Raw genomic sequence first — 10,810 nt, 5'->3', positions numbered from 1 at the left:
GGGGGCGCGGGCCCCCCCGCGCCCGCCCCCCACACCGGCACCGGCACCGGCACCGGCACCGGCACCGGCCGATCAGGCACCCCACCGCAGCGCGATGGTGTCGCCCACGTTGATGACCTTCTCCCGGAGGGCGCCGGCGAACGCGGAGCCGTCCACGCTGACCTTCCAGGTGTCCGATCCGCTGTTGGCCTTGCCGTTGACGCTGGTCACGGCGCCGGTCCCGGAGGACGGGGTCACGCCGGTGACGCAGCCCGACGGGGTGGCGGCGCCGGTGGCGGCCGCCAGGACGTCTCCGAGGGTGGTGGTCGTGCCGGTCGGGGTGAACGCCACCGAGCAGACCTTGAGGTTGCCCGCGCCGTCGTCGACGCTCAGCGCCAGCTTCGTGGCCGTCCCGGCGGTGAAGGTGGACTGGGCGGCCCACTGCGGGGCGCCGGGGGTGACCGGAACCGGCGGGGCCGAGGTGAAGCCGCCGCCCGCGACGGCGCGCAGCGCGTCGATGGAGGCGTAGGCGGACGACGTGGTGTCACTCGGCTTGTACTTGAAGCCGCCGGCCGGGTTGTACTGGTTGGCGATCAGGAAGTCGACCGGCGTCTTGCCGGAGGCGGTGAGGAAGTCGCCCGTCTGCGGGTTGAATCCGCAGGCGTTCAGACCCGCCACGCCCCAGCCGTTGGAGCTGGTGTTGACCCCGTAGAGGGAGTTGAACGCGCCGCTGGACGAGACGAGGGTGCTCTTGAGGAAGTTCTTCGCCTGGACGACGTCCGTGTCGGTGTTGGGGACGCCGGAGACGCACAGTGCGGCCATGGCCGCGCCCGTCATGTCGACGTCGCTCGCGGAGTTCAGGACGGTCGGGTTGCCCTCGCCCTTCTGGTAGGTCCAGCCCCCGTCGACGTGCTGGTTGGCCCGGATGCGGGTGACCAGGGAGTCGGTCAGCGCCTGCGGGATGCGGTTCGCCCCGCCCTGGGTCTTGGCGCCGCGAAGCGAAAGGGCTGCGAAGACCGTGCCGTTGAAGTTCCCCGACGGTCCGAAGTAGCCGGGCTCCGCCGTCTGCCAGTGGGAGTAGACGTGCGCGATGAGGTTGCGCGAGGCCGAGACGCGGGCCGGGTCGATGCCGGCGGCGTAGGCGTTCAGGGTGCCGCGCTCGTAGTCCGTGACCACCGGGGAGGCCTGCGGCCAGCCCGCCGTCGACAGCAGGTTGCGGTAGACGGTGCGGGCGTTCTTCGCCGTGTCGCCGCCCGGGTAGACGTCGACGACGGCCGTGCCGGTGGCCGCGAAGGCGGTGAACGCCCACTCGTTGGAGAGGCCGGCTCCCGCGTACGAACCATCGGCCGCCTGGAGGGACTTGAGGTAGGACACGCCGTTGGCCCTGGACGTGGCGATCTGCGCGGGCGAGGAGGTGGCGGAGGCGGGCAGCGCGGTGAGGGCGAGGGCGCCGAACGCGGCGGGCACCGCGAGCGCGAAGCGGCGGGAGGTACGGGGACGGGACATGGCCTGCTCCTGGAATGGGGGACGCCGGCCCGACCGGTACTCGTGCGGGCGGCAGCCCGGAGCCCGGTGGCGGCCGTCCGAACGCGTGGTACGGCTTGTGCATTGCCTCGCCGCACGGGCATTCGGGCTCGGAAACGGCCCCCTGCCGTTCCACACCGCTGCGCGTCAGCCCCGGATTCGCACCGGGTTCCCCCATGTGGCAGCCCAGGACGCTACCCGAGTGATCAACGGTCCGCCAGCGGCCGCGGGCGGGGGCCGGTCGAGCGGTGCTGGAGCCGGTCGCATGAGACGCAGACCACCTTGACGCTGTCTTCGGCCGCGTGTTCCACTCCGACTGATGAGCACTCAGCTCCAGGGGAAGCCGGTCGAAATCCGGCGCTGACCCGCAACCGTGGGCCCGGCACCGTCCGGGCGAGCCGGAATGCCTGGAGCCTGGTTTTGCAGCGAGAAACGCCGTCGCGGACTACGGCGTGGTTCGAACGGCTTCCCCGTGGCCCCGTGGGCCGTGGAGGCCCTTTTGCCACGTACTGGTCCGCCCGGCCGAACCGAGGGGCCGTGGTGGGGACCGCACAGCGAACAGAACGACGCACGGGGAGCAGGCGGCTGCTGTCGCTCGTGTCGGCCGCGCTGCGGGCCTTTGCCGCGAGCGCGGCCTTCCCGGGCGGGACGGTCCCCGCCTCGGCCGATCCGATCGAGGGGTGCACCGCCACCGCCGGGGCGATCGTGGCCGTCGACTTCGGTCCGTTCGGCGGCAAGGTCGAGCGCGGCTGCGACACCACGCCCACCACCGGCTACGAACTGCTGCACACCGGCGGGTTCACCACCGTCGGCACCGTCCACGACGGCGACGGGTTCATCTGCCGCATCGGCAAGGGCTCCTTCAACTCCGGTGCGCAGTACCCGACTCCGGACAAGGAGGACTGCGTCCTCACCCCGCAGGCCACCGCCTACTGGTCGTACTGGACCGCCTCGCCCGGCCAGAAGAACTGGACGTACAGCCCGCTCGGCGCGATGGCCCGCACCCCCAGGCCCGGTGACGTGGACGCGTGGGTGTTCGGCGGCACGGACGTCGGCGGCACCTCCGGCAAGCCCGCCTTCTCCCCCGACGACGTCCGGGCGGCGGGCGGTGCCACCCCCGACCCGGGCGTTCCGACCGCCCCGCCCGGCGTGCCCGCCGGATCGGTCGACGTACCGGCCGCCACCCGCTGGATCACCGGGCGGCTGACGGACGGCGAACGCGTCGTCGACGAGGGCTCCACCACCGCGAACCACTTCCTCACCACGGAGGCCGTGTTCGCGCTCGCGGCGGCCGACCCCGAGAACCCGGCGGTGAAGAAGGCGGCGGACTTCCTCGCCACGCCCGCACAGACCGACGCGTACGCCTACCCGGCCGGCAAGGACGGGATCCCCGACGCCACCGCCGCGGCCCGGCTCGCGCTGGTCGCCGAGGCCGCCGGCCGGGATCCCCGCGCGTTCGGCGGGCACGACCTGCTCGGCGACCTGGTGAAGTACGTCTGCCCGCGCGACATCGGCGACGGCGAGACGATCGAGGGCTGCCTCACCAAGGGCGACTTCCGCACCACCGGGCAGTCCGACGCCCAGGCCATGGCCGTCATCGCCCTGCTGAACGGCGGCGTGACGCCCCCGGCCGCCGCCGTGAACCGGCTGACCGGACTCCAGTGCGAGGACGGCGGCTTCACCTCCGTCCTCATCCGCGCCAACGGATCGTGCGAGAGCGATGCGAACGCCACCGGGCTGATCACCCTCGCCCTCCAGCGGGCCGGCGGACACGACGCGGCCGTGCAGAAGGCGCGCGGCCTGCTCAAGAAGTCCCAGCTGCCGACCGGCGCCTGGCCCTCCGCCCCGTACCTGACCACCGGCAGCCCGGCCTCCACCGCCTGGGCCGCGCAGGCCCTGCGCGCCCTCGGTGACGCGGCGTTCGCGGACGCCGGCGTTTCCTGGCTCTCCCGTCACCAGTTCCTGGAAGGCGGCTTCGGTTTCGAGGAGGACGACACCGAATCGAGGCTGTTCGCCACCGCCCCGGCCGCCGTCGCGAGCGCCGGGAGCGACCTGGTCACGCTGACCACCAGGAAGGCGGAGCCGCCGGCCACCCCGCCGGTCACTCCCCCCGTGACTCCCCCGCCCGGTGACGGGCCGGACCTGAAGAAGGGTGTCGCGTACCTCACCGGCACCTCGCGCCTGATCCAGGGCCGGTTCTACGAGAGCGGCGCAGGCACGGGCTTCGCGGACTACGGCATGACCATCGACGGCGCCTACGCGCTGGCCGCGACCGGCGGGAACGACACCGTCCTGCGCAACATCGTCGACTTCCTCGACAAGGGCGGCAAGGACGGCAAGGGCCGCGGCATCCACGACTACACCCTGATCGGCACCAAGTACGCCGGCGGCGGCTCCATCGGCAAGACCGCCCTGCTCGCCGAAGCGGTCGGCCGCGACCCCCGCGACTTCGCCGGCAAGGACCTGATCGCGGCCCTCGCGACGGGTGTCTGCACCGCCGCGGACACCACGTCCACCCCGTACTGCGCGGGCAAGGGCGCCTACCGCAACGCCAAGTCCGTCTTCGACCAGTCCCTCGGCGTCATCGCCCAGCTCCGTGCCGGCGACACCGCCGGCGCGGCCGGTCAGATCGCCTACCTCAAGAGCGTGCAGGAGCCGTCGGGCGCCTGGCCCAGCCTCATCGGCAAGGACAGCGCCGCCGAGGTCGACTCCACCGCGATGGCGGCCATGGCCGTGGACCTGCTGCCCGACGCCGCGTCGCAGGCGGCGGTGGACCGGGCCCTCGCCTGGCTCGCCACCCGGCAGAAGGAGGACGGCGGCTTCCCCGGCGCCTCCGGGAACTCCGTCAACTCCGCCGCGCTCGCCGTGCAGGGGCTGTCCCTGGACACCGCGAAGTACGGGGCGCAGATCGCCAGGGCACGGAAGTTCCTGGCGGGCCAGCAGAACACGGACGGCGGCTTCAACATCGCCCGGGACGCACAGCCCGGATCCGACGTCCGCGCCTCCACCCAGGCCGTCGGCGGGGCCACCGGCATCTCCTTCGGCGTGCTGACCCGCAGCCTCGACGGCACGGCCCCCCAGCCCGTCCCGGGCACGAGCGGCGGGGCGAGCGCGGGCACGGGCGCCCCCGTCATCGTGACCCCGGGCGAGAACGCGGGCGGCGCGGGCCGGGCCGGCGGCGCGACCGGCGGTGGCGGCCTCGCCTCCACCGGCGCCCAGGTCGGCACGCTCGCCGCCGCGGCCCTGCTCCTGACCCTCGGCGGCTGGGGCATCACCCGTGCCGCGAAGCGCCGCCGCGAGATTCCGAGGAGCCGGGCATGAGCCGCAACCGCGTCGTGCGCACCCTCGTCCGTGCGGCCACCGCACTGGGGCTGACGGCGGCGGCCCTCGCCGGCACCGCGGCCCCGGCGGGCGCGGCCCCGCAGCCCATGGGACAGTGCACCACCTCCGCCGGCGTCGTGCTCGCCGTGGACTTCAGCCACTGGGGCGGCCCCGTCTACCGCTCCTGCGGCACGACCCCCACCACCGGCTACGAACTCCTCAACCAGGGCGGCTGGGCCACCACCGGCACCGGCCACGACGGACCCGCCTTCATCTGCCGCATCGGCTACAGCGGCCACCAGGGCGGCAGGCAGTACCCGACCCCGCAGCAGGACGACTGCGTCCTGACCCCGCCCGCCTCCGCCTACTGGTCGTACTGGCACGCCGACCCCGGCCAGCACACCTGGCAGTACAGCCAGCTCGGCGCCATGCTCTACAAGCCGAAGCCCGGCAGCGTCGACCTGTGGATCTTCGGCGGCACCGACGTCGAGGGCACCGAGGGCAGGCCCACGGTCACCCCCGACCAGCTGCGCGCCCACAACACCCTGCCCACCGGCGGCCCCGCCCCCGAGGACACCCGCACCGCGGCCCCGCTCCCGCCGGGCATCAACACGGGGCCCAGGCCACAGAACCCGCCCCCGGCCGGCCCGGCGACGCCACCGCCGTCCGGCCCCACGGCCCCGGCGGACCCCGCACCGTCGGCGAGCCCGGCCGAGAGCGTCACCGCGAGCCCTTCGGCACCGCCCCCGGCCGGCGCCCCCGCAGCGGCCGCGCCCCCGCCCGGCCCCCGGGTCCTCGAAGCGGCTCCAGCCGCCGACGCGGAGCACGACGCGGGCTCGTACCTGCCCGCCGTCGCCACCGGAGCGCTGGTGCTGCTGATCGGTGCCGCCGCCGTGTTCGCGGCCAGGCGCCGCCGTCGTACGGAGTAGCGCATGTCACGCACCGCCGCCGCGGCGACGGCGAAGCCGCCCGTTCCGGGGCCCGTGTCCGGCTCCGCGCCGGACCAGGGCGGCCGCCGTCTGCCCCGGACCCTGCACCCGGTCGCCTGGTGGATCTGGGCCCTGGCCCTGGCCACCGCCGTCAGCCGTACGAACAACCCGCTGCTGCTGTTCCTGGTCCTCGCGGTCCTCGGCTACGTCATCACCGTGCGCCGCACCGACGCACCCTGGGCCCGCGGCTTCGCGTACTACCTGTACCTGGCGCTGAGCGTCGTCGCGATCCGGGTGACCTTCCGCGCCGTCTTCGCCACCGGGATCACCCCGCGGGACCACTTCCTCTTCTCGCTGCCCCGCATTCCCACGCCCGACTGGTACGCGGGCATCCGGCTCGGCGGGCCCGTCTCCCTGGAGGCGCTGCTGTCCGCCGCCACCGACGGGCTGCGCCTCGCCTGCATGCTGTGCTGCATCGGCGCCGCGAACACCCTCGCCAATCCCAAACGGGCCCTGCGGGTCCTGCCGGGCGCCCTGTACGAACTCGGCGTCGCCGTCACCGTCTCCATCAGCGTGGCTCCCCAGCTCGTCCAGAGCGTGCAGCGCGTCCACCGGGCCAAACGGCTGCGGGCCGGCCGCTCGAAGGGGCTCCGCGCGCTGCGCGGCATCGTCGTGCCCGTCCTCGAAGACGCCCTGGAGCGCTCGCTGCGGCTGGCCTCGGCCATGGACTCGCGCGGCTACGGGCGCGCCGGCACCGCCACCCGCCGCTCGCGCCGCCTGACCGGCGCCCTGATGCTGCTCGGCATGTGCGGTCTGTGCGCCGGGGCGTACGGACTCCTCGACGCCACCGCTCCGAAGCTGCTGGGCCTGCCCGCCATGGGCGCGGGCGCACTGCTGTGCTTCGCGGGACTGCGCCTCGGCGGCCGCCGCGTCACCCGTACCACCTACCGGCCCGACCCCTGGCGGTTCGCCGAATGGGCGGTGGCCGGGTGCGGGGTCCTCTCCGCGGTCCTGCTCTTCGCCGGCGTCGGCTTCAACGCCGCCGAACTCAACCCGTCCATCTACCCGCTCAGCTGGCCGACCCTGCCGCCGGTGCCCGCGGCAGCGATCCTGCTGGCCGGGACGGCCGGCTTCCTGGCCCCTCCCCCGGCACCACCCGCCCGTCCGGCCGTCCCCGCACAGCGCACCGAGGAACCCAAGTGATCACCTTCGACCAGGTCACCGTCCGGTACGAGGACACGGCCGAACCGGTCCTGCGCGATGTGGACCTGACCGTCGAGGAAGGCGAACTGTGCCTCGTCGTCGGGCACACCGGCGTCGGCAAGTCCACCCTCCTCGGCGCGGTCAACGGGCTCGTCCCGCACTTCACCGGCGGCACCCTGTCCGGCCGCGTCGTGGTCGACGGACGCGACACCTCGACCCACCCCCCGCGCGAACTGGCCGATGTGGTGGGGGTCGTGGGGCAGGATCCGCTGGACGGGTTCGTCACGGACACCGTGGAGGAGGAACTCGCCTACACGATGGAGCAGTTGGCGGTGCCGCCCGCCACCATGCGCAAGCGCGTCGAGGAGACCCTCGACCTTCTCGGCCTCGCCGACCTGCGCCACCGCGCGCTGCACGAGCTGTCCGGCGGCCAGCAGCAGCGCGTCGCCATCGGCTCGGTCCTCACCGCACACCCGCGGATCCTCGTCCTGGACGAGCCGACCTCGGCCCTGGACCCGACGGCGGCGGAGGAGGTCCTGGCCGCGGTCACCCGGCTCGTCCACGACCTCGGCGTCACCGTCCTGCTCGCCGAACACCGACTGGAGCGCGTCGTCCAGTACGCCGACCGCGTCATCCACCTCCCCGGCGACGGCCGCGTCGTCTGCGGCCCGCCCGCCGAGGTCTTCCGTACGTCGGCCATCGCGCCGCCCATCGTCGAACTGGGCCGCACCGCCGGGTGGTCCCCGCTGCCCCTCTCGATCCGCGACGCCCGCCGGGCCGCGGCTCCCCTGCGCAGCCGGCTCGCCGGCACGCCGGCGCCCCCCGTACGGCCAGCCCCGGGCGCCGGGGGGAGGCAACTGCTGACGGCGCGCGGCATCACCGTCGCGTACCACGGCGTACCGGCGGTCCGGGAGGTCGACCTGTCGCTGCGGGGCGGCGAGGTCACCGCCCTCATGGGCCGCAACGGCTCCGGCAAGTCCTCCCTGCTCTGGGCCCTCCAGGGGTCCGGACCGCGCAAGGCCGGCTCCGTGGGCGTGGCCGGCGCCGACGGCTCGAAGCCGCAGGATCCCGGGAAGCTCTCCGCGTCCGGCGCCCGCCGGCTGGTCGGGCTCGTCCCGCAGACCCCCACCGACCTCCTCTACCTGGAGAGCGTGCGGCAGGAGCTCGACCAGGCCGACACCGAATCGCAGGTCCCGGCCGGCGGAACCCGGGCCCGCGCCGTCCTGGACAGGCTCGCTCCCGGCATTGCCGACCACACCCATCCGCGCGACCTGTCCGAGGGCCAGAAGCTCGCGCTCGTCCTCGCCATCCAACTGACCGCGGCGCCGCGGGTGCTGCTCCTGGACGAGCCCACGCGCGGCCTCGACTACCGTGCCAAGAGCGAACTGATCCGCATCGTCGACGACCTCGCCGCGGAGGGCCGCGCGGTCGTGATCTCCACCCACGACGTCGAGTTCGTCGCCCGCGCCGCCGACCGCGTCGTGGTCATGGCCGAGGGTGACGTCGTCGCCGACGGCCCCACCACCGAAGTCATCGTCGCCTCGCCCGTGTTCGCGCCCCAGACCGCCAAGATCCTGGCCCCGCTGCCCTTCCTCACCGTGGACCAGCTGGCCGCCGTACTGCCCTGCGACGGAACGGACCCGCAGTCGTGAGCACACGCGCGGCGGCGATCCGCATCCGCCCGCGGGCCGCGGTCGTCATCGCCATGGCGGGCTTCCTCGGCGTCGTCGCCTTCTTCTGGCCGTTCCTCGTCGCCCCCGGGAAGTTCGGCTCCGCCTACGCCCCGCCCCTGATCTTCGGCGTCCTCCTCGTCATCGTCCTCTCCGTGGTGATCTCCGAGATCGCCGAAGGCGGCATCAGCTCCAAGGCCCTGGCCATGCTGGGCGTCCTGTCCGCCGTCAACGCCGCCATCCGCCCGCTCGGCGCGGGCACGGCCGGCATCGAGACGGTCTTCTTCATCCTGGTGCTGGCCGGCCGGGTCTACGGGCCGGGCTTCGGCTTCACCCTGGGCTGCACCTCGCTCTTCGCGTCCGCCCTGATCACGGGCGGGGTCGGGCCCTGGATGCCGTACCAGATGTTCGGCTGCGCCTTCGTCGGGATGCTCGCCGGCTTCCTCCCCAAGGCGTCCGGCCGCCGCGAGATCGCGATGCTCGCGCTCTACGGCTCGGTCTCCGGCTACCTGTTCGGCTTCCTCCTCAACCTCTCCTTCTGGCCCTTCTCCCTCGACCCCAACAGCTCCGTCGCCTATCTCCCGGGACTGCCCTTCACCGAGCAGTTCCGCCGCTACCTCGCCTTCGACCTGGCCACCTCCCTCGGCTGGGACACCGGGCGCGCGGTCACCAACTTCGTCTGCATCTGCCTGGCCGGCCCGGCGGTCCTCACGGTCTTCCGCCGCGCCGCCCGCAAGGCCCGCTTCCGGTCCCCCGTCCGCTTCACGGCACCGCGCTAGTCGTCGCGGCCGAGGCCGCGGTCGGGGGCGCTCATGTCCCCCGTGGCGGGGGTGCCGTCCGCGAGGCCGTAGCGCAGGAGAACGGTGCCCTTGCGGCCGGCTGCCGGGGGTTCGAGGAGGGTGAGGTTCGTGGGCACCTCCCCGCCGTCGAACACCTTCTTCCCGACGCCGAGCAGGATCGGGTGAACCCAGAGGTCGAGGCGGTCGAAGAGCTTCTCGCGCAGCAGGGTCTGCACCAGGTTCAGGCTCCCGACGACCTTCACGTGCTCGTGCCGGTCGCGGATCTCCCGCACCGCGGCGGCGAGATCCGGGCCGAGGCGGGTCGACCCGGCCCACGGGAGGTCGGGCTCGCCCCGGGAGGCCACGTACTTCGGGACGCGGTTGAAGAGAGTGGCGAACTCGCCGTCCTCACCGCCCTTCCGGTGCGGCCAGTAGGCGGCGAAGATGTCGTACGTCCGCCGGCCGAGGAGGAGGGCGTCCGTGCCCTCGTACGCGGCGGCGACCTGTTCGCCGGAGACCTCGTCCAGCAGGGGCGCCTGCCAGCCGCCGAACGGGAACCCCACCGGGTCCTCGTCGGGGCCGCCGGGCGCCTGCCCGACGAGGTCCAGGGTCGCGAACATCTCGATGTGGATGAGGCCCATGTTCCACTCCCGTTCCGATCGTGTGGACCGCCACATCGTGCCCCGCCCGTACCACCGGACCGGGGCGCCGCACCGGCCCTTCCCCCGCCCGTGGGACCGGGCGGCCGGGCGTGACGGAGCCGTCAGTTCCGGCAGGTCACCGAGAAGGGGATCAGCCGGGACACCGTGCGGACCGGATCGCGGATCTCCACGCCGATCGTGCTGTTCAGGGTTCCGGCCTTCGCGTACGTCGTCACCTGCACGGTGTCCCGTCCGGTGGCGCGGCCCTCGGTCCCGGTCCCGCTTCCCCGGAGCGTCATGACGCGCCATTGCGGGTCGACCACGGAGCCGTCGTCGGACACCCAGCGGTAGGAGATCCGGACCGGTTCGGCGGCGGTGAACGTCGCCGTGAACGTGGGTGCCCGGTCGGCGGGCGGTGAGCAGGGACCCGTATAGGACGTGTTCGCGCCCGTCACGGACACCCGTACGGCTGCCGGCTCGGGTGCGCTCGCCCCGACGGGTACCTGTTCGGTGTTGCGGTCCGCGCTCCCGTCGCGGTCGAGGAAGGTGTAGCCGAAGGCGGCCGCGAGCAGTGCGGCCGCGGCTGCGCCGGCGACCACGGCGGCCCGGACCCGTCGCCTCCGCCGGGGAGCGGCATGCACCGGCGCCGCGGCGGGGGACGCGACGGACGCATCCGTCGTGGCGGCTTCGAGCGGTGCGGCGCCCGCCGTCGGGGACGCCTGCCGGCCCGGAGCGAGGACCGGCGCGTCAATGGTCTCCGGCTC

General features: G+C 74.0%; 7 protein-coding genes, 1 pseudogene and 2 riboswitches. Of the genes and pseudogenes, 5 read left to right on the top strand and 3 right to left on the bottom strand.

Features of this window, described 5'->3' with window-relative positions; translation table 11 throughout:
- Positions 1-72 precede the first annotated feature (72 nt).
- Positions 73-1,485: a prenyltransferase/squalene oxidase repeat-containing protein gene (locus tag ACFXA3_RS21895; protein ID WP_385189071.1), complete on the bottom strand. Its 1,413-nt coding sequence runs from the start codon at positions 1,483-1,485 to the stop codon at positions 73-75.
- A gap of 95 nt (positions 1,486-1,580) precedes the next feature.
- A riboswitch (cobalamin riboswitch) is annotated at positions 1,581-1,720 on the bottom strand.
- 118 nt (positions 1,721-1,838) lie between these two features.
- A riboswitch (cobalamin riboswitch) is annotated at positions 1,839-1,912 on the top strand.
- 131 nt (positions 1,913-2,043) lie between these two features.
- Here ACFXA3_RS21895 and ACFXA3_RS21890 point away from each other — a divergent pair.
- Genes ACFXA3_RS21890 through ACFXA3_RS21870 form a run of 5 tightly spaced genes read left to right on the top strand, consistent with a single transcriptional unit; the run spans position 2,044 to position 9,405 of the window.
- Positions 2,044-4,824 (top strand): prenyltransferase/squalene oxidase repeat-containing protein, encoded by a 2,781-nt coding sequence (locus tag ACFXA3_RS21890; protein ID WP_385189069.1) that lies wholly within the window; start codon positions 2,044-2,046, stop codon positions 4,822-4,824.
- Positions 4,821-5,753, top strand: coding sequence for a hypothetical protein (locus ACFXA3_RS21885; RefSeq protein ID WP_385189067.1), 933 nt, complete (start codon positions 4,821-4,823; stop codon positions 5,751-5,753). Before ACFXA3_RS21890 ends, ACFXA3_RS21885 begins: the two co-directional genes overlap by 4 nt.
- A gap of 3 nt (positions 5,754-5,756) precedes the next feature.
- The gene (locus ACFXA3_RS21880) at positions 5,757-6,956 is read left to right on the top strand and encodes an energy-coupling factor transporter transmembrane component T (protein ID WP_385189065.1); all 1,200 of its coding nucleotides are present in this window, start codon (positions 5,757-5,759) and stop codon (positions 6,954-6,956) included.
- Positions 6,953-8,608 (top strand): ABC transporter ATP-binding protein, encoded by a 1,656-nt coding sequence (locus tag ACFXA3_RS21875; protein ID WP_385189063.1) that lies wholly within the window; start codon positions 6,953-6,955, stop codon positions 8,606-8,608. The genes ACFXA3_RS21880 and ACFXA3_RS21875 overlap by 4 nt, the downstream gene beginning before the upstream one ends.
- On the top strand, positions 8,605-9,405 hold the full coding sequence (locus tag ACFXA3_RS21870) for an ECF transporter S component (RefSeq protein WP_385189062.1): 801 nt from the start codon (positions 8,605-8,607) through the stop codon (positions 9,403-9,405). The genes ACFXA3_RS21875 and ACFXA3_RS21870 overlap by 4 nt, the downstream gene beginning before the upstream one ends.
- On the opposite strand, the gene ACFXA3_RS21865 is transcribed toward ACFXA3_RS21870, so the two are convergent.
- A complete protein-coding gene (locus ACFXA3_RS21865) occupies positions 9,402-10,046 on the bottom strand; it encodes a dihydrofolate reductase family protein (RefSeq protein ID WP_385189060.1) in 645 nt (214 codons plus the stop codon). The genes ACFXA3_RS21870 and ACFXA3_RS21865 overlap by 4 nt on opposite strands.
- A gap of 122 nt (positions 10,047-10,168) precedes the next feature.
- Positions 10,169-10,810 (bottom strand): annotated as a pseudogene (locus ACFXA3_RS21860) (serine/threonine protein kinase); the annotation flags it as partial.

Origin of the sequence: Streptomyces sp. NPDC059456, assembly GCF_042750055.1 — a bacterium.
Lineage (GTDB): Bacteria > Actinomycetota > Actinomycetes > Streptomycetales > Streptomycetaceae > Streptomyces.
Note: the sequence above shows the minus strand (reverse complement) of the source record. Positions and strands in the feature narration are given on the sequence as shown.

Excerpts from the sequence above, each read along its gene's own strand:
- ACFXA3_RS21895 (WP_385189071.1), bottom strand. The coding sequence starts at position 1,485 with ATGTCCCGTCCCCGTACCTCCCGCCGCTTCGCGCTCGCGGTGCCCGCC.
- ACFXA3_RS21885 (WP_385189067.1), top strand. The coding sequence starts at position 4,821 with ATGAGCCGCAACCGCGTCGTGCGCACCCTCGTCCGTGCGGCCACCGCA.
- ACFXA3_RS21880 (WP_385189065.1), top strand. The coding sequence starts at position 5,757 with ATGTCACGCACCGCCGCCGCGGCGACGGCGAAGCCGCCCGTTCCGGGG.
- ACFXA3_RS21865 (WP_385189060.1), bottom strand. The coding sequence starts at position 10,046 with ATGGGCCTCATCCACATCGAGATGTTCGCGACCCTGGACCTCGTCGGG.